Source organism: Ralstonia sp. VS2407, assembly GCF_052950655.1.
Window position 1 is genome coordinate 17,856 of sequence record NZ_JBRFVG010000004.1, and the last position, 18,289, is coordinate 36,144.

20 protein-coding genes are annotated in these 18,289 nt (G+C 64.7%); 9 read left to right on the forward strand and 11 right to left on the reverse strand.

The annotated features are described in order from the left end of the window. Window positions 1–10 precede the first annotated feature (10 nt). From ACU8YE_RS07925 to ACU8YE_RS07940, 4 genes are read left to right on the forward strand one after another with little or no spacing between them, the layout of a single operon-like run. On the forward strand, window positions 11–1,582 hold the full coding sequence (locus ACU8YE_RS07925; protein WP_343619898.1) for a 3-hydroxyacyl-CoA dehydrogenase: 1,572 nt from the start codon (window positions 11–13) through the stop codon (window positions 1,580–1,582). 32 nt (window positions 1,583–1,614) lie between these two features. Further along, a complete protein-coding gene (locus ACU8YE_RS07930) occupies window positions 1,615–2,394 on the forward strand; it encodes an oxepin-CoA hydrolase, alternative type (protein WP_414560789.1) in 780 nt (259 codons plus the stop codon). Between the two features lie 12 nt (window positions 2,395–2,406). Then, window positions 2,407–3,141, forward strand: a complete 735-nt coding sequence (locus ACU8YE_RS07935) for a histidine phosphatase family protein (protein ID WP_446928475.1) — start codon at window positions 2,407–2,409, stop codon at window positions 3,139–3,141. A gap of 38 nt (window positions 3,142–3,179) precedes the next feature. Next, complete coding sequence (locus ACU8YE_RS07940) at window positions 3,180–4,268, forward strand: phosphotransferase (RefSeq protein ID WP_446928476.1); 1,089 nt, start codon at window positions 3,180–3,182, stop codon at window positions 4,266–4,268. A 9-nt stretch (window positions 4,269–4,277) separates the two neighbouring features. Here ACU8YE_RS07940 and ACU8YE_RS07945 read toward each other — a convergent pair whose 3' ends face one another. Both ACU8YE_RS07945 and ACU8YE_RS07950 read right to left on the reverse strand, forming a co-directional pair. Then, window positions 4,278–4,697 carry a glyoxalase gene (locus tag ACU8YE_RS07945; protein ID WP_446928477.1) on the reverse strand — a complete coding sequence of 140 codons (420 nt, stop codon included), beginning with the start codon at window positions 4,695–4,697 and terminating at the stop codon, window positions 4,278–4,280. Continuing rightward, window positions 4,694–5,407, reverse strand: coding sequence for an SDR family oxidoreductase (locus ACU8YE_RS07950; RefSeq protein ID WP_446928478.1), 714 nt, complete (start codon window positions 5,405–5,407; stop codon window positions 4,694–4,696). The genes ACU8YE_RS07945 and ACU8YE_RS07950 overlap by 4 nt, the downstream gene beginning before the upstream one ends. Window positions 5,408–5,527: 120 nt before the next feature. Between ACU8YE_RS07950 and ACU8YE_RS07955 the strand changes: the two genes are divergently transcribed. Continuing rightward, window positions 5,528–6,514, forward strand: a complete 987-nt coding sequence (locus ACU8YE_RS07955; RefSeq protein WP_446928479.1) for a LysR family transcriptional regulator — start codon at window positions 5,528–5,530, stop codon at window positions 6,512–6,514. A gap of 49 nt (window positions 6,515–6,563) precedes the next feature. Here the strand turns inward: ACU8YE_RS07955 and ACU8YE_RS07960 are convergent, their stop codons facing one another. Further along, complete coding sequence (locus tag ACU8YE_RS07960) at window positions 6,564–7,508, reverse strand: LysR family transcriptional regulator (protein WP_316879027.1); 945 nt, start codon at window positions 7,506–7,508, stop codon at window positions 6,564–6,566. 93 nt (window positions 7,509–7,601) lie between these two features. On the opposite strand from ACU8YE_RS07960, the gene ACU8YE_RS07965 reads away from it, so the two are divergent. The 3 genes from ACU8YE_RS07965 to ACU8YE_RS07975 all read left to right on the forward strand — a co-directional run bounded on the left by ACU8YE_RS07965 (window position 7,602) and on the right by ACU8YE_RS07975 (window position 10,213). Continuing rightward, complete coding sequence (locus tag ACU8YE_RS07965; RefSeq protein ID WP_260801813.1) at window positions 7,602–8,039, forward strand: PaaI family thioesterase; 438 nt, start codon at window positions 7,602–7,604, stop codon at window positions 8,037–8,039. Window positions 8,040–8,120: 81 nt separating this feature from the next. Next, entirely contained in the window at window positions 8,121–9,383 is a 1,263-nt protein-coding gene (locus tag ACU8YE_RS07970; RefSeq protein ID WP_260801814.1) for an acyl-CoA dehydrogenase family protein, read from the forward strand. Window positions 9,384–9,520: 137 nt separating this feature from the next. Next, a complete protein-coding gene (locus ACU8YE_RS07975; RefSeq protein ID WP_260801815.1) occupies window positions 9,521–10,213 on the forward strand; it encodes a glutathione S-transferase N-terminal domain-containing protein in 693 nt (230 codons plus the stop codon). Window positions 10,214–10,363: 150 nt separating this feature from the next. Here the strand turns inward: ACU8YE_RS07975 and ACU8YE_RS07980 are convergent, their stop codons facing one another. After that, window positions 10,364–11,350 (reverse strand): zinc-binding dehydrogenase, encoded by a 987-nt coding sequence (locus ACU8YE_RS07980; RefSeq protein ID WP_446928480.1) that lies wholly within the window; start codon window positions 11,348–11,350, stop codon window positions 10,364–10,366. Between the two features lie 96 nt (window positions 11,351–11,446). Here ACU8YE_RS07980 and ACU8YE_RS07985 point away from each other — a divergent pair, with 96 nt between their 5' ends. Next, on the forward strand, window positions 11,447–12,325 hold the full coding sequence (locus ACU8YE_RS07985) for a LysR family transcriptional regulator (RefSeq protein WP_446928481.1): 879 nt from the start codon (window positions 11,447–11,449) through the stop codon (window positions 12,323–12,325). 5 nt (window positions 12,326–12,330) lie between these two features. Here ACU8YE_RS07985 and ACU8YE_RS07990 read toward each other — a convergent pair whose 3' ends face one another. The 7 genes from ACU8YE_RS07990 to ACU8YE_RS08020 form a co-directional block, all read right to left on the reverse strand. Beyond that, entirely contained in the window at window positions 12,331–12,633 is a 303-nt protein-coding gene (locus ACU8YE_RS07990; RefSeq protein WP_260801818.1) for a hypothetical protein, read from the reverse strand. 78 nt (window positions 12,634–12,711) lie between these two features. Further along, window positions 12,712–13,338, reverse strand: coding sequence for an urease accessory protein UreG (gene ureG, locus ACU8YE_RS07995; protein WP_012762284.1), 627 nt, complete (start codon window positions 13,336–13,338; stop codon window positions 12,712–12,714). An 11-nt stretch (window positions 13,339–13,349) separates the two neighbouring features. Further along, a complete protein-coding gene (locus ACU8YE_RS08000) occupies window positions 13,350–14,039 on the reverse strand; it encodes an urease accessory protein UreF (protein WP_446928612.1) in 690 nt (229 codons plus the stop codon). Beyond that, the gene (ureE, locus tag ACU8YE_RS08005) at window positions 14,032–14,688 is read right to left on the reverse strand and encodes an urease accessory protein UreE (protein ID WP_446928482.1); all 657 of its coding nucleotides are present in this window, start codon (window positions 14,686–14,688) and stop codon (window positions 14,032–14,034) included. The genes ACU8YE_RS08000 and ureE overlap by 8 nt, the downstream gene beginning before the upstream one ends. Window positions 14,689–15,594: 906 nt before the next feature. Next, entirely contained in the window at window positions 15,595–17,313 is a 1,719-nt protein-coding gene (gene ureC, locus ACU8YE_RS08010) for an urease subunit alpha (RefSeq protein WP_446928483.1), read from the reverse strand. A gap of 22 nt (window positions 17,314–17,335) precedes the next feature. Next, on the reverse strand, window positions 17,336–17,641 hold the full coding sequence (locus tag ACU8YE_RS08015; RefSeq protein WP_446928484.1) for an urease subunit beta: 306 nt from the start codon (window positions 17,639–17,641) through the stop codon (window positions 17,336–17,338). Between the two features lie 11 nt (window positions 17,642–17,652). Next, the gene (locus ACU8YE_RS08020) at window positions 17,653–18,270 is read right to left on the reverse strand and encodes a HupE/UreJ family protein (RefSeq protein WP_446928485.1); all 618 of its coding nucleotides are present in this window, start codon (window positions 18,268–18,270) and stop codon (window positions 17,653–17,655) included. Window positions 18,271–18,289: the final 19 nt, after the last annotated feature.

An 18,289-nucleotide genomic window follows, 5' to 3' on the forward strand; every position in this document is an offset into this window, starting at 1 on the left:
GTCGGTGCGGATGCCAGAAATCGCACGCTCGTGCTATTTTAGCCAGACTTCTTTCGATCGCAGCGGATTTCATATGCAGACTATCGGGATTGTGGGCACCGGCGCCATGGGGCGCGGCATTGCGCAGATCGCGGCCCAGGCCGGTTTGCGCGTCAAACTGTTCGACGCCAACCCGCAGGCCGTGGAAGCGGCGCGCACTGCACTGGCCGATACGCTCGCCAAGCTGGCCACCAAGGGCAAGATGACGGCGGAGGAAGCCGACGCCACCGTCGCGCGGCTCGTTCCTGCAGGAGCCCTCACCGATCTGGCGGACTGCGATCTCGTGGTCGAGGCCATCGTCGAAAAGCTCGACGTCAAGCGCGACCTCTTCCGCCAGCTCGAAGACATTGTCCGCGCCGATGCGATCCTCGCGTCGAATACCTCATCGCTGTCGATCACGGCGATTGCCGCCACATGCAAGCACCCCGAACGCGTCGCGGGCTTTCACTTCTTCAACCCGGTGCCACTGATGAAGGTGGTCGAGGTGATCGACGGCCTGCGCAGCGCGCCCGCCACCGGCGACGCCCTGGCCGCACTGGCCAAGCGCATGGGGCACACGGCCGTGCGCTGCATCGACATGCCCGGCTTCATCGTCAACCACGCCGGGCGCGGCATGAACACCGAGGGCTTGCGCGCGGCCCAGGAGAGTGTGGCGGCGTATGCGGACATCGACGCCATCATGCGCGAGCAGGCCGGCTTCCGCATGGGGCCGTTCGAGTTGATGGACCTGACGGGGCTCGATGTTTCGCATCCGGTGATGGAATCGGTCTACCGACAGTTCTATGACGAGCCGCGCTATCGTCCGTCGCAGATCACGGCGGTGCGCTTTGCCGGCGGCATCCTGGGCCGCAAGACGGGCGAAGGTTTCTACCGCTATCCGGAAGGACAGAAGCAGGTTCCCGCTGAGGCGCCTGCACCGACTGCGCGCCCATCTTCGGTGTGGATCAGCCGCGCGCATGACGCCGGCCACGCCGCAGCGCAGCGCCTCTTGCTCGATCTGGGCATCACGCCCGAAGGCGGTTCCAAACCGTCCGCCGATGCACTGATCATCGTCACGCCGCGAGGCCTGGATGCCACGGCCTGCGTGGCCGCCGAGGGGCTCGACGCACGCCGCACCGTGGCGCTCGACACGCTCTATCCGTTTGCCGCCACCAAGCGCCGCACGCTGATGACCACGCCCGCCACCGATGCGGCCTACCGAGATGCCGCACACGGCTTGCTGGCCTCCGACGGCGTGCCGGTTACGGTGATCCGCGATTCGGGTGGCTTTGTCGCGCAGCGCATCGTTGCGTGCATCGTCAACATCGCGTGCGACATCGCCCAGCAGCGCATTGCCACGCCCACGGACATCGATCTCGCCGTCACGCTGGGCCTCGGTTATCCGCAAGGGCCACTGGCACTCGGCGATACGCTCGGCACGAACGCCATCCTTGAAGTCCTGCAGAACCTCTACGCGCTCTATGGGGACCCGCGTTATCGCCCGAGCCCGTGGTTGCTGCGCCGTGCCCGTCTGGGCATGTCGTTGCTTACGCCTGATGCCTGACGCCTGATTGCCGTTTACCCAACGAGGCCGCCATGACCGCGCAATTGCTCTCCAAACGCATCGGCTCGACGCTGGTGCTGACGCTGTCCAACCCTGACGCGCGCAACGCGCTGGACCCGGTGATGTACACCGCGTCGATGGAAGCGCTGGACCGCGCCGCCAACGACAACGAGATCCGCGCTGTCATCTTCACGGGCGCCGGCAATGCCTTCTGCGCGGGCGGCAACCTGAACCGCCTGCTGGAAAACCGCAGCAAGCCGCGAAGCGTGCAGGAAGACGGCATCGACGCGCTCAACCACTGGATCGAGACGATCCGCACGTTTCCCAAGCCGGTGATTGCCGCAGTGGAAGGCCCAGCGGCAGGCGCGGGTTTCTCACTGGTGCTGGCGTGCGACTTTGCGATTGCCGCATCGGATGCGAAGTTCGTGATGGCGTATGTGAACGTCGCGCTCACCCCGGACGGCGGTGGCTCCTGGCACATCGCGCGCTTCCTGCCGCGCCCGCTGGCGAGCGAAATCATCATGCTCGGCAAGCCCGTTGGCGCGGAGCGGCTGGCGCACTTTGGCCTCATCAATGAGGTGGTCAAACCCGGCGAGGCGCTGGACCAGGCGTTGGCACTGGCGGAAAAACTTGCTGCGCAATCACCGCATGCCGTGGGCCGCATCAAGGGCCTGATCACCCACGCTGAAGACGCCTCGCTGCACGATCACCTCAAGGCCGAGCAGCACAGCTTTGTCGAAGCGCTGCACCACGCCGACGGCAACGAAGGCATCTCGGCGTTCCTGCAAAAGCGCAAACCTCAATACCGCTAGTTTCAGGCTCGCATGGTTCCCTTCCCGACACCCAACCGCCGCCGCGTCTACCTGATGCGTCATGGCGCGGTCACCTACTTCGACGACACCGGCCGCCCCGTTCCCTCACCTGAGGCCGTACCACTGAACGAACTCGGCCGCAGCCAAGCCACCGCAGCCGGCAAGATCTTCGCCGCCGAGAACATCGTCTTCGACCGCGTGATCGTCAGCGGCTTGCCGCGCACGGTCGAAACCGCACAGCGCGTGCTGGCCGAGATGCCCGCGATGCAGGAACGCGGCATCGCGCTTGAAGAATGGCCCGATCTGCAGGAAATCCGCGGCGGCAAGCTGGCGGAAATTCCCGAGCACGAACTCGCGCAAGCCTTCATCAGCGCGTTTGAAGGCACGGTGGCCGAAGACCGGCGCTTCCTCAATGGCGAGAGCATCGGCGAATTTCTTGACCGCGTGATTCCGCCAATCGCCCAGCTGCGCGCGCAAACCGACTGGGACACCGTGCTGCTGGTGCTGCATGGCGGCACCAACCGCGCGATCCTTTCGCACGCCATCACCGGCGGGGAGCGCGTGTTCTTCGGCAGCCTCGCGCAGACCGCCGGCTGCATCAACGTACTCGATGTGGGCGATACCCCGACCGACTGGGTGCTGCGCATGAGCAATTTCTCGGCGCCATCGCCCGCGCATCTCGGCTCGCGACTCACGACGATGGAAGTGCTGCTGCAGCAGTACCTTCGCCATCGCCAACCGACCTGAACTTTCCTCGATACACAACAAGATTCGGAGACACACCCATGGCACAGACGGACCAGCAGGATTTCTCGGCCTTCGAGGGCACGCGCCCGGTAGCGGATCAGCAAAAGTTCGACATCGGCGCGCTGGAGGCGTGGATGCGCGAACACGTTGAAGGCTTTGCAGGCCCGCTCACGGTGGAGCAGTTCAAGGGTGGCCAGTCGAACCCGACGTTCAAGCTGATCACGCCGTCGCGCACGTACGTGATGCGCGCGAAGCCCGGGCCAAAGGCGAAGCTGCTGCCGTCCGCGCACGCCATCGAACGCGAATACCGGGTGATGGATGCACTGGCGAAAACCGACGTCCCGGTCGCGAAAATGGTCGCACTGTGCGAAGACGAAGCCGTGATCGGCCGCGCCTTCTACATCATGGAATTCGTGCAGGGCCGCGTGCTGTGGGATCAGGCGCTGCCTGGCATGGAGCCTGCCGAGCGCACTGCCATCTATGACGAAATGAACCGCGTCATCTCTGCATTGCACACGGTCGACTACGCAGCCATCGGCCTGGCCGACTACGGCAAACCCGGCAACTATTTCGCGCGCCAGATCGAGCGCTGGAGCAAGCAGTACAAGCTGTCGGAAACCGAGTCGATTCCGGCCATGGACAACCTGATCGAATGGCTGCCCAAGCACGTGCCGCAGGAAGCCGAAGAAATCACCAGCATCGTTCACGGCGACTACCGGCTCGACAACCTGATCTTCCACCCGACCGAGCCACGTGTGCTCGCCATCCTGGATTGGGAGCTGTCGACGCTCGGCCACCCGCTCGCCGATTTCAGCTACCACTGCATGAGCTGGCACATCGAGCCGGGGCAGTTCCGCGGCGTCGCGGGTCTGGACTTTGCCGCACTCGGCATCCCCACAGAAGCCGAGTACATCCGCCAATACGAAGAACGCACCGGCCGCCGCATCACGGGCGACTGGAACTTCTACCTCGCCTACAACATGTTCCGCATTGCCGGCATCCTGCAGGGGATCATGAAGCGCGTGGTGGATGGCACGGCGTCTTCGGCGCAGGCGATGGAAGCGGGCAAGCGCGCCCGCCCGATGGCCGAGCTGGGCTGGAAGTACGCCCAGCAGGCCGGCGCATGATGTTGCGCCTCACTCCGTAGCGGGCTTCTCGTACTCGCGCGCCGCTTCCAGCGGACCGGACATTGGCGCTTCCAGCTCCAGCACCACCCCGCCCGGCAACTGCACGAAGATCTGTGCGGCAGGCCGCGCGGGGTGTTTTCTGACCTGGTGCGGCATACCGCTTTCACGCACTGCGGCCAGCACGTCGGCCGCATCTTTCCCGGTGCGGAACGCGATATGCGAGAACACCAGCTCGGGCGTATCGCCCACCTGCGTCACGAGATGGACCAGCGCGTCGTCGTTCTGGTACAGCCACGTTCCGGGAAACGGAAACGCCGGGCGCGGCCCCGGCTTCCAGCCGAGCACATCGGCGAAGAATTTCAGGATGGGCGCTTCTCCCGCCACGTGAAAGTTCACGTGGTCGAATGTCCAGTCGCTGTCAGGTGTCATAGCAAACCGCCTCCTTCAATGTCGATGATGGCGCCGGTCATGAAACCGTTGGTCATGGCCAGCAGATAGCCTTGGGCAAGGTCTTCCGGCGTGCCGACACGGCCGACCGGCAAGCCGCTGCCAATACGCGCGAGCATGGCCTCGCGATCGGCCGGGGTGCCCCACACTTCCGTATCCACCACGCCGGGGCTGATCACGTTGACACGGCGCGGTGCGAGTTCCTTCGCCAGATTCTTGGCGGCGGCTTCCACTGCAGCATTGATCGAGCCACGCAGCAAGCCGGTCGCCGTGGCCTTGCGAGAAAGCAGGCCAGAGGTGAGCGTAATCGATGCCCGCTCTGCCAGGTGCGGCAATGCGGCCTGCACCGCCATCAGCGCGGCAAACAACTTGGTGCCGAAGGCCTGCTCAAGGTCGGCACGCTGCAGCGAAGCAAATGGCGGCGGGCTCGTGCGCGAGCCGATGGTGATGACAAGGTGGTCGATCTTGCCGCTGGGCGACAACTGGGCTGCCTGTGCCAACGCGCCGGCCAGCGACACCGTGTCGTTCGCGTCGACGGCAATGCCTTGAATGCCATCACCCGTCTTGGCCGAGCGCCCCAACACCGTCACGCGCGCACCTTCGGCTGCCGCCGCGCGTGCCACCGCCTGGCCAATACCGGCCGTACCGCCCAACACCACCACCGACTGGTCCTGCAGAGTTTTCGAAGTCATGCCAATGCTCCTTTGAGAAGAGGAAAGAAAAAACCGTCAATCGATTGGGGCCATTCTTTCATCAAACAAAAGCAAGATAATCTGGCTATGCTTTGATGAGTCTCCAAACCCGCTTTGACAATGATCGCCCTCGACGACCTCCGCCTGCTGGTGCGCATTGCCGACGCCGGCAACCTTTCCGCCGCCGCGCGCCAGCTCGGCTGGCTGCCCGCCACCGCCAGCGCAGCGCTCAAACGTGTGGAGACTGAACTCGGCGCCCGCCTGTTCGAGCGCACCACGCGCAGCATGCGTCCGACCGAAGCCGGTCAGCGTTATCTGGGGTATGCAAGACAGGCGCTGGAGGCGCTGGACGAAGGCGCCGAGAGCCTAGGGCAAGATCGCACCGAGCTGTCCGGCCCCATCCGCATTGCGGCCACATCAGACCTGGGGCGGCACATCCTGCGCCCATGGCTCGACGCGTTCTGCGATGAGCACCCCGGCGTGCGCGTCACGCTGGTGCTGGGCGACCGGCTGGCCGACCTGATGCGTGAAGACCTCGACTTCGCGCTGCGCTATGGGCATCTGCAGGATTCCGCGCTGGTGCGGCGGCCATTGGCGTCGCACCCGCGCGTGATCGTGGGCGCGCCGTCGTACTTCAAGCAGCATGGCCGGCCCGCACACCCGAGCGACCTGGCCGACCACCGCTGCCTGATCCTCCTGCGCAACGGCGAGCCCGTCACCCGCTGGCAACTCACGCACGCCAGCGGCCCTGCCCCGATCGACGTGCGCGGCGATTTCCAATGCGACGATGGAGCGGTGGTGCGCGACTGGGCGATCGCGGGGCGTGGCCTGGCATTCAAATCATGGTTGGATGTGGCGCAAGACGTGAGCGCAGGCCGACTGGAGGTGGCACTGCCGGCATGGAGCCATGCGCCCACGCCGCTGCAGCTTGTTGCCCTTGCGCGCCGCCATCGACCGGCACGACTGACGGCATGTGCAGACTTTCTTGCCGCGCGCTTTGCGGAATTCAGCGCGCGTTACCCGTTCTCGTCGGCAAAGGCGATAACGGCATCGCCCAAGCCGGTCAAGGCCGCCAAAGCCAAGTCGGCCGTCACGGTGAATACGTAGGGGTTCCTGTTGGTTGTTGCGGCGGCGATTGCGTCCGCCTTTGCGTTCGTCAACGCCCATCGGCGAATGCGGCCGCCGCGTCGTCCAGCGCCACCTCCGCCATCGCGGCGAATACGTGGTCGCGCAGCCAGCGGCTGGCGGCATCCTGGTCGCTGTTCGTGTGCCAGTACAGATACAGCTCCAGCGGCTGCACGTTGAACGGCAGCGGCAGCATCACGTTGCCATACGGCTCGTTGGCGATGCGCGCATAGCGGATCGGCAACGTGGCAAGCAGATCCGTGCAGCTCACCACACGGCAGGCGGCGGGGTAATGCTGGCAACGCAGCCGCACGCGTCGCTCGTGGCCGAGGCGGCGCAGCTCCACGTCTTCCAGCCCCGCCCCACGACGCCGGGACGATACATGCACGTGCTCGCACGCGAGGTAGCGCTCCAGCGTCAGCGGTTCATTTGCGATGGGATGGCCGGGGCGCGCCAGCACCACCATCGGGTCGGTCAACAGCGGCGCATGGCGGATGGCCGGGGATGCCGGCACCAGAATGTCCGCCGCCGCGTCGATGGTGCCGGCCAGCAATTCGGTTTCGAGCTGGCGGCGGTCTCCGCGCACGGTCGTCACGTCGATGCGCGGCGCTTCCTTGGCAATGGCCGCCATGAGCGGCGGCAGCAACGTCGCTTCCAGCGCATCACGCATCGACAGCGTGAAGCGGCGCTCACTCGTGGCCGGGTCGAAGCGCGTGCCCTCGCGCAAGGTGCGCTCGAAGCCCTGCAGCGCCGTGCGCACCTCCGCGATGAGCGTGCGCGCCAGCGGCGTCGGCACCATGCCCTGCCCGCGCCGTTCGAACAGCGGGTCGTCAAACAACTCCCGCAGCCGCCCCAGCGCGTGGCTCACCGCCGGTTGTGTCAGGTTGAGCGTGCGGGCGGCGGCCGTGATGCCGCCTTCCGTATAGATGGCGTCGAAGACGACAAACAGGTTCAGGTCGACCCGGGAGATATGCATGGTATTGATGGACCGTAATCTACTAAATTCATTTCTCTTATTGTAGGCGAAGGCTTATTCTGCGGACACCACTTGTGAGTTGCGCCGCGCGCCATGACCACAACCCCCGATCTCGCCGTACCAATGGGCTTTGACCTGCTGAACAAGCCGAGCCCTTTCCTGACGATGCTGGGGCCGGTCTATGCCCGAGGCATGGGGCCGACGATGGTGATGGGTTTCCACGTGCAGCATCACCACCTGAATCGGCGCGGCATCCTGCACGGTGGTGTGGTGGCATCGCTGGCGGACGCGGCGCTCGGCTATTGCCTGGCCGAGCCCGGTGAAGGCACCGGTGGCGCCTTGGCCATGTCGACCGCCAGCCTGACCGTGGATTTCATCGCCTCTGCCGGAGAAGGCGACTGGATCGAGATCACCCCGGAGGGGTTGCGCACAGGCAGCAAGCTGGCCTTTGCGCAGGCCCTCTTCCATCGCGGCGACCGCTTGATTGCGCGCGCGAGTGCCGTTTTTGCCGTGCTCGGCGGACGTATTTGACGTATGGCCGAGCCCGTCTGGTCTGAACTGAGTTGATGGCTGCCCATTCAAGGCGCTTGTTCGATGTACTGAGGAGACACCATGAATTTCGATTACACGCCCAAGGTCAAGGAAATGCAGGCACGCCTGCTTGAATTCTTCGACCAGCACATCTACCCGAACGAGCACCGCTTCCACGAAGAAGTCGAAGCCAACCGCCGGGCTGGTAACGCGTGGATTCCCACCAAGGTCATCGAAGAACTCAAGCCGCTGGCGCGCAAGGCCGGGCTGTGGAACCTGTTCCTGCCGCGTTCGCCGCGCGCGCCCGAAGGGCTGTCGAATCTGGAATACGCCCCGCTGTGCGAAATCATGGGCCGCGTGCCCTGGGCGCCGGAAGTGTTCAACTGCTCCGCGCCCGACACCGGCAACATGGAGACGCTGGAGCGCTACGCCTCCGAAGAACTGAAAGACCGCTGGCTCGAACCGCTGCTGCGCGGTGAGATCCGCTCCGCCTTCCTGATGACCGAGCCGGCCGTGGCCTCGTCAGACGCCACCAACATCGAATGCCGCATCGAGCGTCAGGGCGACGAATACGTCATCAACGGCCGCAAGTGGTGGTCGTCGGGCGCCGGCGACCCGCGCTGCGCTGTCTACATCGTCATGGGCAAGACCAACCCCGATGCCGGCCGCCACGAGCAGCAATCGATGATCGTGGTGCCGGCCAACGCGCCGGGCATCACCGTCATGCGCCCGCTGTCGGTGTTCGGTTACGACGATGCGCCGCACGGTCACATGGAAGTCGACCTGAAGGACGTGCGCGTGCCGGTGGGCAACATCCTCCTGGGTGAAGGCCGCGGGTTCGAGATCGCGCAGGGCCGCCTGGGCCCGGGCCGTATCCACCACTGCATGCGCAGCATCGGCGTGGCCGAGCGTGCGCTGGAGCTGATGTGCAAGCGACTGTCGTCGCGCGTTGCGTTCGGCAAGGCCATCGCACAGCACAGCGTGTGGCACGAACGCATTGCCGAAGCGCGCTGCATGATTGAACAGGCCCGTCTGCTGACGCTCAAGGCCGCGTACATGATGGACACCGTCGGCAACAAGGTCGCCAAGGCCGAGATCGCGATGATCAAGGTCGTGGCCCCGAACATCGCCTGCCAGATCGTCGACTGGGCGATCCAGGCACACGGCGGCGGCGGCGTGTCGGGCGACTTCCCGCTGGCTTCGGCCTATGCGCACCAGCGCACGCTGCGCCTCGCCGACGGCCCGGACGAAGTGCACCGCGCGGCCATCGCCAAGCTGGAGCTGGCCAAGCACCTGCACAGGCTCGCCGATGTGGCAGACATGCCAGTGACGCGCGGCGCATGACGCTGGCCACAACGATCACTCCTTGCCCCCGCGTTAAGCGGGGTTTTTTTTCGCCCGCGCGGGCCGTCAGCGCGTTTTGACGTTCTGTGCTTGAATGACCGGCTCTCCCCTCTTTCCTGCTCAGGAGCACGCAAGTCATGATCGACGTCTATAGCTGGGCCACGCCCAACGGGCACAAGGTGCACATCATGCTGGAAGAATGCGGGCTGCCCTACCGCGTTCACGCCATCAACATCGGCGCAGGCGACCAGTTCAAACCCGACTTCCTCAAGATCAGCCCCAACAACAAGATCCCGGCCATCGTCGATCAGGATGGCCCGGACGGCAAACCGATTTCGCTGTTCGAATCGGGTGCGATCCTGCTGTACCTCGCCGGCAAGACGGGCAAGTTCATGCCCGACGACGTGCGCGGCAAATACGAAGTGCTGCAATGGCTGATGTTCCAGATGGGCGGCGTCGGCCCGATGCTCGGCCAGGCGCACCACTTCCGCATCTACGCGCCCGAGAAGATCGAATACGCCATCAACCGCTATACGAACGAAGCCAAGCGTCTGTACGGCGTGATCGACAAGCGCCTGGGCGAATCGAAGTTCCTCGGTGGCGCGGACTACTCCATCGCTGACATTGCGACGTGGCCGTGGCTGCGCAGCTGGAAGAACCAGGGGATCGAGCTGTCGGATTACCCGAAGCTGCAGCGCTGGTTTGAAGCCATTGAAGAACGCCCGGCCGTGCAGCGCGCGGTGAAGGTGCTGGCCAAGGAACGACCGGCTGTGCAGGACGACAAGGCGAAGGAAATTCTCTTCGGCGCGACACAGTACGAGCGGCGCTGATTGCGCGTCTTCGCATCGGGGAACAGGCCGCGTGATGCGGCCTTTTTCCTTTGGAAGCCCTCCTTGCCGGATAGCAGCGGATTCCTGCCGCTATGCCGCCCGGCCGCCTGGGCAGCGCAAAGCGTTCAGGCTAGAGCCAAGCGCAATGCATCAACAGGCGCCTTCCACCACCATCTTTCCGCCGGCTGTACCGGCATCGAGCACGCGATGCGCGCTCTGGATGTCGTCAAAGGCAAACACCTGCGCCGGCCTGGCGCGCAGCACGCCGGCCTGGACCAGATCGACGATGCGTTGGAACGGAATGTCCGTGAGCGGGTACTCCGGCGTGCCATAGACAAACGCGCTGCCGAAGAAACTCAGGTGCCGCCCGCTGGGCAGATGCTGTAGCGGATCAAACCGCTCGATCGGCGCATGCCCACCGAGAAACCCGGCCACGCAGACGCGCCCGCCGCGACGGGTCAGCCGCAGCGACTCCAGCACGGTGCCGGTGCCGACCAGGTCCAGCACGGCATCGATGCCGGTTGGCGCTAGTTCGCGCAGCGCATCGCCCACGCCGTCTCCCTCGACCAGGACGAAATCCGCACCGTTCTCCTTGGCAACGGATGCCCGGCCCGTGTGGCGCACGGTCGCCACCACGCGAGCCTGTGTGTATGCCGCCAGGTTGAGCGCCGCCAAGCCCAGCGCCGAAGTGGCACCACGCACCATGACCGTGTCGCCGCGCCGCAGGGCCAGGTTATCGAACAGGCAGCTCCACGCCGTGGCGTACGACTCGGGAATGGCAGCCAACTCACTCCAGCCAAGCGCGCTACGGATGGGCACGACATTGACGGCGGGCACGGCCACCAATTCCGCATAGCTCCCGCTGCGCGAACGCCCCATGCCACCCATCAGGGCGAACACACGCTGTCCGGGCTGCAACTTTCCGCTCGGGTCACGCACCACTTCACCTGCGCATTCGATGCCGGAAATCGCAGCCACATCGCCCCAGTGCCCTTGCCGGAAGTACTGCTCCGCGCGGTTGATGCCAAACGCCCTGACGCGCACCAGCACCTCGTCCTTGCCGGCAACCGGGTCTGGCACCTCGGTTACGCAAAGTTGCTCCGGCCCGCCGTATTGCCGCCGCACGATCGCTTTCATGCCTGCTCCTTTTTGTATTGGGAGGTGCTAGGCTAGGTTTTCAGGCAGTCAAAAAAAATTGAATAATTCCGCCATTCTTCGTCAATTGAGCTAACAATGGATTTCTCTCTGCACGAACTCGCCTGTCTTGAAGCGGTGGTTACCGAAGGCAGCTTCCAGGCGGCTGCGGACAAGCTGCATCGCACGCATTCGGCCGTGCATGCTGCCATCAAGCAACTGGAGCAACGGCTGGGCGTGCCCCTGCTTGACCGCAGTGAATACCGTGTGAGGCTCACAGCAGCAGGCGAAGCGTTCCGCCATCAATCGGCCGCAGTGCTGCGCCAAGCCGCGGCGCTGGATACGTTGTGCCAGCAACTGAGCCAGGGCGAAGAAACAGACTTGCGCGTGATTGTGGGAGACCTCACTCCGACGGCCGAGACGCTCCGGCGTCTGAAGCGCTTCTTCAACGCATGGCCGCAAACGCGGCTGCACCTGCATTTCGAAGTGATCGGCGGCCCCTGGGAGCGCCTGCTTGCCGAAGAGGCCGACCTGATCATTCACCACGTGGACAAAAGCGACCCACGCTTCGAGTGGACAGACCTCACGAAGGTGGTGCTCGTGCCAGTGGCTGCACCCGGCTACGTGACCGCGCCTTCCATGCGCAACCTCACACCCGAGCAGATGCAGGCCTATGTTCAGGTGGTGATTCGCGATACGGCACAACAGCCGCAGCGTGACTACTTTGTCATCAAGGACGCGCCCAACTGGACGGTCGCTGACCAGCACACCAAGAAGGAGTTGATCGTGCAGGGCATGGGTTGGGGCCACATGCCGTTGCACCTGATCGAAAAGGAGTTGCGCAGCGGCAAGCTCGTGTCATTGGAGGGCCGACACTTCAAGCGCTCCAAACTCGACATTGTTGCCGCACGATTGCGGGCGCGCCCCGTCGGGCCGGTGGCGCAGGCGCTCTGGCACACCCTGACAGAAGACGCCTGAACGCCCTACCGAGGCAACGCAAAGCACTGCACATCCGGCGCGGTGTAGACCGTCGGATACGGCGCCCGCGGCCCGGTCTGCAACCGCAGCGGCTGCGTCGCCAGCACCTCGGCTTCGTTACGCTCGCGCACCGTCAGGGGTTCCGGCGGCGGACTGGGCAGATGCACCGGTTGATTCACCGCACACCGCACGGGTTTCCCGTCCGCCAGCCGCACATCCATCGTGTAATACGGCCCGACGATGGTGGGCGCGCAGGCAACTGCACCCAAGACCACCGTCGTCAGCACTGCAGCATGGATCGTCTTCATCACCCGCCTCCGCACCACACGCGTCAGTATTTTTGACTCAGTGCGGCCCCCGCGAGTGCCGCTGCTGCGGTGAATCAATCAGGCAGCTGCCGTCAGCATCCCCTGCTTCTCGATGAAGCGGATCACCTCATCCAACCCACCCTGCGCCCGCAGATTGCACATCACGAACGGACGGTCGCCACGCATCTTGCGCGTGTCGCTCTCCATCACCTCCAGCGACGCTCCGACATACGGCGCCAGGTCCGTCTTGTTGATGATGAGCAGGTCCGACTTGGTGATGCCCGGGCCGCCCTTGCGGGGGATCTTCTCGCCGCCCGCCACATCGATCACGTAAATCGTCAGGTCCGACAGCTCGGGGCTGAACGTCGCCGCGAGGTTGTCACCGCCCGACTCGATGAAGACGACATCCGCATCTGGAAACCTGGAGAGCATGCGATCGACCGCTTCGAGGTTGATCGACGCATCTTCGCGGATGGCCGTGTGTGGGCAGCCGCCGGTCTCGACACCCATGATGCGTTCGGCAGGCAGCGCGCCGGAGATGGTCAGCAGGCGCTGGTCTTCCTTCGTGTAGATGTCGTTGGTGATCGCCACGAGGTCGTAACGCTCGCGCATGGCCTTGCAGAGCATTTCGAGCAGCGTGGTCTTGCCGGAGCCCACCGGGCCGCCCACGCCAACACGCAGGGCAGGAAGTTTCTTGGTTCGCATGATGATCGGGTTCAGGATCGAAAGAGTCGTGAGTATTGCGTTTCATGCCGGGCAGACAACACGCCCAGCCCAGGCGAAAACGTAGACAGTTCAGGTGGATGACAAGCCGCACGGCGCGTGGCCTCTTCCACCGCACGCGCCACCGCAGTGTGCAGACCGAAGAGAATGCGCTGCCCCGCAGCCTGCCCCAGCGGCACGGCCTTCACTGCCGCCGCCATCTGGTTTTCCACCCACGCAAAGCAGTACGCCGTCACGCCGTCGCGCGGGTCGACATTCAGCGCGGCAGCGGCGGCGGCAAAGGCCGTTGGAAACGTCACCGAGGCACGCCCGGCCAAGGCGCTGCGCAGTGCGCCATCGCCCCACTCCATCTGCTGGATGAGGCGACTGAGCGACCAGCCCATCTGCGACGTTTCGAGCCGCAGCTCGCGCGTCTCGCGGGTGGCGAGGAACCAGGCATCGCGCTCGGCCACGGCATCGAAGCGGCCTGCCTGCCAGTCGGCAAACTGCAGCAGCCACAGCGGCGCCTCGCAGGCGGCCAGCACGTCGAGGCCCTCGGCAATCCACGCCGCAGCCGACGCTTCATCCACCACGTGCCGCACGTCTACCGCTGCCTCCAGGCCCTGCGAATAGCTGAACGCGCCCACCGGCAGCGCCGGCGACGCGAGATGCAGCAAGGCAGTGAGCTGCGCGGCGTTAGTCATGGTGATGGTGGTGATGGCCGCAGCCGGGCCCGTGGGCATGGCCGTCGTCGTGACCGTGACCGTGGTCGTGGCTATGCGAGTGACCATGGTCGTGGCCGTGGTCGTGCGCGTGACTGTGACCATGATCGTGACCGTGATGCTCGTGGTACAGCGCCTGCGCGGCTGCGTAGTCCTCTTCGAACGTCGCATCGTGGCCGTGACGATGGCCGCCACCATAGGCGCCCGCCTCCGGCTCGAACGGTGCTTCCACATGCGCGACGGTCACGCCCAGGCGGACCAGCATGTCTTCGAGCACCGGATCGGCTTCGAGCTGCAGTGCATCGGCGCTGACCTCCACGGGCGTGTGGCGATTGCCGAGGTGGTAGGCGGCGCGCATCAGCGCGAGGCGGTTGTCGCTGGTCACGCGCAGTACCCGCTCAGGCGCGGCCTGCACTTCCACCAGCGTGCCGTCTTCAGCGACCAGCACGTCGCCGCCGCGCATGACAGTGCCGCGCGGCAGCACCACGGCCACTTCACGGCCATCGTCGAGGGTGGCGCGCAAGCGGCTGCGGCTGCGCTCCAGGAATGGCAGCACTAGCTTGGGTGCACGCTTGACCAGCACAGAGGCCAAGCCATGCGGCGCGGGGAGATGTTTGTTGATGGAAAGCATCTTTACGACCTGATTCGTCATCCAACTATGAGGCTCGAAGTTCTGAACTCCAGGCGTCGAGTTCTGAACTGCAAGCACCGGGTTCGGAACTTCAAGCGTGGAGTTCTGAACGCCATACGTCGGGTTCTGAACGTCAAACGTTGAGTTCGGAACCTCAAGCGTCGCGTTCTGAACTCCGAGCGTTGAGTTCAGAGACGCCACGCATCGGGTTCGGAACTTCAAGTGTCGAGTTCTGAACTCCAATCGCCGAGTTCTGATCTCCAAGCGTGGAGTTTTGATCTCGGCGCGGCAGCGCATCCTTATTTCACCCCCTGCCGGGGGCGACTCACTTTCTTTGTCTTGCCAAAGAAAGTAAGCAAAGAAAGGCGCGCCCGAGATGGCGAACCATCCCTTGAATTTTCGTAACCGGGCGGAGACGGGAAAAACTCGCTGCGCTCAGACAGTTTCCCGTCTTTTTTCCGCCCGCTTACGAAAATTCAAGGCGCCATCTAGGGCAAGGGTAAAGCACACACTCTTCTGCCCATGCACTGCTCCGTTGTACGTTCAGAACCGTCGCACGCGCTGGCTCTTGCTCTTGCTCTCGCACTCGCACTCGCACTCGCACTCGCACTCGCACTCGCACTCGCCGAGCTCCGGCGCCCACCTCAGTTCCCCGCCGGTGTGGCCATTGACTTACCTGCCCTAGATGGCGCCTTGAATTTCTGTAAGCGGGCGGATCAAGGAAGGAGGCCTGTCTGAGCGAAGCGAGTTTGCCTCCTTCCCCGCCCGGTTACATAAATTCAAGGGGAAGTCGCCATCTCGGGCGCGCCTTTCTTTTGCTTACTTTTCTTTGGCAAGACAAAGAAAAGTAAGTCGTGCCCGGCAGGGTACGAAACAGGGATGGACCACAAGAGCCCATCCCAAAACTCAAAACAAAAAGTACCTCTGCGCCATCGGCAACACCTCCGCCGGCTCACAAGTCAACACAGTCCCATCCGCAACCACCTGATACGTCTCCGGATCAACGGTAATGTCAGGCTGCCAGTCGTTATGAATCATGTCCGCCTTGCTCACAGTACGCGTGCCCTTGACCACCGCCGTGGTCTTGGCCAACCCATACTGCTCCGCCACGCCGGCAGCAGCAGCCGACTGCGACAAGAACGTCAACGACGTCCGCCCCAGCGCCCCACCCGCCGCCCCAAACATCGGCCGATAGTGCACCGGCTGCGGCGTCGGGATCGACGCATTCGCATCGCCCATCGCCGCAGAGGCAATCATCCCGCCCTTCAGGATCAGGCTCGGTTTCACGCCAAAGAATGCCGGCTTCCACAGCACGAGGTCAGCCCACTTGCCGACTTCAACCGAGCCGACTTCATGCGCAATGCCATGCGTGAGTGCGGGGTTGATCGTGTACTTGGCGACGTAGCGCTTCACGCGAAAGTTGTCATGCCCGCCGCGCGCATCGTTCGGGTCTCCGGCCAGCTTGCCGCGCTGCACCTTCATCTTGTGTGCGGTCTGCCACGTGCGCAGCACGACTTCGCCGACGCGGCCCATGGCTTGGGAATCACTGGAGATCATCGAGAACGCGCCGAGGTCGTGCAGGATGTCTTCAGCGGCAATCGTCTCGCGGCGGATGCGGCTCTCGGCAAAGGCGATGTCTTCGGCGATGGACGCATCGAGGTGATGGCACACCATCAGCATGTCGAGGTGCTCGTCCAGCGTGTTGACGGTGAACGGCCGCGTCGGGTTGGTGGACGACGGCAGCACGTTCGACTCACCGCACACGCGGATGATGTCGGGCGCGTGCCCGCCGCCCGCGCCTTCGGTGTGATACGTGTGAATCGTGCGTCCTTTGAATGCGGCGACGGTAGCTTCAACAAAGCCCGATTCGTTCAACGTATCGGTGTGGATGGCGACCTGCGTATCAGTGTCGTCGGCCACACCCAGGCAGCAATCGATGGCGGCGGGCGTGGAGCCCCAGTCTTCGTGCAGCTTCAGGCCGATGGCGCCCGCGTCGATCTGCTCGCGCAGCGCGCCCGGCAGGCTGCCGTTGCCCTTGCCCAGGAAGCCGATGTTCATTGGGTACGCATCAGCCGCCTGCAGCATGCGCTGCATGTACCAGGGGCCCGGCGTGCAGGTCGTGGCGTAGGTGCCGGTGGCGGGGCCGGTGCCGCCGCCGATCATCGTCGTCACGCCGCTGTTCAGCGCTTCGTCGATCTGCTGCGGGCAGATGAAGTGGATGTGCGAGTCGACGCCGCCGGCGGTGACGATCATGCCCTCACCCGCGATGATCTCGGTGCCGGGGCCGATGACGATGGTCACGCCGGGCTGGATGTCCGGATTGCCTGCCTTGCCGATCGCCGAGATGCGGCCGTGCTTCAGGCCGATGTCGGCCTTGACGATGCCCCAGTGGTCGATGATCAGCGCGTTGGTGATGACGGTGTCGGCGCAGTCTTTCGATTCGCGCTGGCTCTGGCCCATGCCATCGCGGATGACCTTGCCGCCGCCGAATTTCACTTCTTCGCCGTAGATGGTGAAGTCGCGTTCGACTTCGACGATGAGGTCGGTGTCGGCCAGGCGGACGCGGTCGCCCGTGGTTGGGCCGAACATTTCCGCATAGGCGCGGCGGTCGATCTTGAGTGTCATGTCCGTTCCTTCTGCGTCAACTTCACAGCTTGCCCATCACACGGCCAGCAAAGCCATAGACCGCGCGATCGCCCGCAAGCGCTACGAGTTCGACCGTGCGCTCCTGCCCCGGCTCGAAGCGCACGGCGGTGCCGGCGGCGATGTTGAGCCGATAGCCGCGCGTGGCTTCGCGGTCAAAGCGCAGCGCGTCATTCACTTCATAGAAGTGGTAGTGCGAGCCGATCTGCACGGGGCGATCACCAGTGTTGGCCACTGTGACCGTGACCGCCGCGCGGCCTGCATTGAGTTCGAGATCGCCGTCTTGCGGCAGGAGTTCTCCGGGGATCATCTCGCGCCCCTTCAGACGGCCACCGCCAGCAGGCCGGCACCGTACAGCGCCACGCCCACACCCGACAGCCGCGCCAGCCATGCCAGACGCGGCTTCAGCGCAAAGCCCGCGCCGATGCCGGCGGTGTGCAGCAGCGCCGTCGCCACGGCAAAGCCGCCCACGAAGGTCGGGAACATGGCCTGCGCGCCTGCGGGGAATTCCGTGCCGTGCGCGTAGCCGTGGAACAGCGCGAACGCGCCGCACAGCAACGCACCACCCCATGCCGGCAGTTGGGCGCGAGCGGCAATCAGCAGGCCGAACACGAGCAGCGATGCGGCGATCATCGGCTCAGCCATCGGCACCGCCACGCCACCCGCGCCGAGCAGCGCGCCCAGGATCATCAACGCAACAAAGGCGACCGGCGCCCACAGCGCATCGCGCACCGAGCGCGAGGCCAGTGCGCTCCACACGCCCACGGCCACCATCGCCAGCAAGTGGTCGGCACCCGTGAGCGGATGCAGGAACCCGGCAAGCAAGCTGCCTTCGGCGGTATGGCCCGGATGCCCCGGGTGGGCAAACGCGATGGAGGCGCCAAACGTGAGCGCAATGGCCGCAGCGGGCCGGACGAAGCGAGACAGGGTAGGCGTCATGGCAGGACTCGTAGTGGTG

Coding starts and splice junctions, on each gene's coding strand:
- ACU8YE_RS07945 (WP_446928477.1), bottom strand. CDS start 4,697: ATGACACCTGACAGCGACTGGACATTCGACCACGTGAACTTTCACGTG.
- ACU8YE_RS07975 (WP_260801815.1), top strand. CDS start 9,521: ATGATCGACGTCTATAGCTGGGCCACGCCCAACGGGCACAAGGTGCAC.
- ACU8YE_RS07950 (WP_446928478.1), bottom strand. CDS start 5,407: ATGACTTCGAAAACTCTGCAGGACCAGTCGGTGGTGGTGTTGGGCGGT.
- ACU8YE_RS08020 (WP_446928485.1), bottom strand. CDS start 18,270: ATGACGCCTACCCTGTCTCGCTTCGTCCGGCCCGCTGCGGCCATTGCG.
- ACU8YE_RS07940 (WP_446928476.1), top strand. CDS start 3,180: ATGGCACAGACGGACCAGCAGGATTTCTCGGCCTTCGAGGGCACGCGC.
- ACU8YE_RS07970 (WP_260801814.1), top strand. CDS start 8,121: ATGAATTTCGATTACACGCCCAAGGTCAAGGAAATGCAGGCACGCCTG.
- ACU8YE_RS07955 (WP_446928479.1), top strand. CDS start 5,528: ATGATCGCCCTCGACGACCTCCGCCTGCTGGTGCGCATTGCCGACGCC.
- ACU8YE_RS08015 (WP_446928484.1), bottom strand. CDS start 17,641: ATGATCCCCGGAGAACTCCTGCCGCAAGACGGCGATCTCGAACTCAAT.
- ACU8YE_RS07990 (WP_260801818.1), bottom strand. CDS start 12,633: ATGAAGACGATCCATGCTGCAGTGCTGACGACGGTGGTCTTGGGTGCA.
- ACU8YE_RS08000 (WP_446928612.1), bottom strand. CDS start 14,039: ATGACTAACGCCGCGCAGCTCACTGCCTTGCTGCATCTCGCGTCGCCG.
- ureE (WP_446928482.1), bottom strand. CDS start 14,688: ATGCTTTCCATCAACAAACATCTCCCCGCGCCGCATGGCTTGGCCTCT.
- ACU8YE_RS07985 (WP_446928481.1), top strand. CDS start 11,447: ATGGATTTCTCTCTGCACGAACTCGCCTGTCTTGAAGCGGTGGTTACC.
- ACU8YE_RS07960 (WP_316879027.1), bottom strand. CDS start 7,508: ATGCATATCTCCCGGGTCGACCTGAACCTGTTTGTCGTCTTCGACGCC.
- ureG (WP_012762284.1), bottom strand. CDS start 13,338: ATGCGAACCAAGAAACTTCCTGCCCTGCGTGTTGGCGTGGGCGGCCCG.
- ureC (WP_446928483.1), bottom strand. CDS start 17,313: ATGACACTCAAGATCGACCGCCGCGCCTATGCGGAAATGTTCGGCCCA.
- ACU8YE_RS07980 (WP_446928480.1), bottom strand. CDS start 11,350: ATGAAAGCGATCGTGCGGCGGCAATACGGCGGGCCGGAGCAACTTTGC.
- ACU8YE_RS07935 (WP_446928475.1), top strand. CDS start 2,407: ATGGTTCCCTTCCCGACACCCAACCGCCGCCGCGTCTACCTGATGCGT.
- ACU8YE_RS07925 (WP_343619898.1), top strand. CDS start 11: ATGCCAGAAATCGCACGCTCGTGCTATTTTAGCCAGACTTCTTTCGAT.
- ACU8YE_RS07965 (WP_260801813.1), top strand. CDS start 7,602: ATGACCACAACCCCCGATCTCGCCGTACCAATGGGCTTTGACCTGCTG.
- ACU8YE_RS07930 (WP_414560789.1), top strand. CDS start 1,615: ATGACCGCGCAATTGCTCTCCAAACGCATCGGCTCGACGCTGGTGCTG.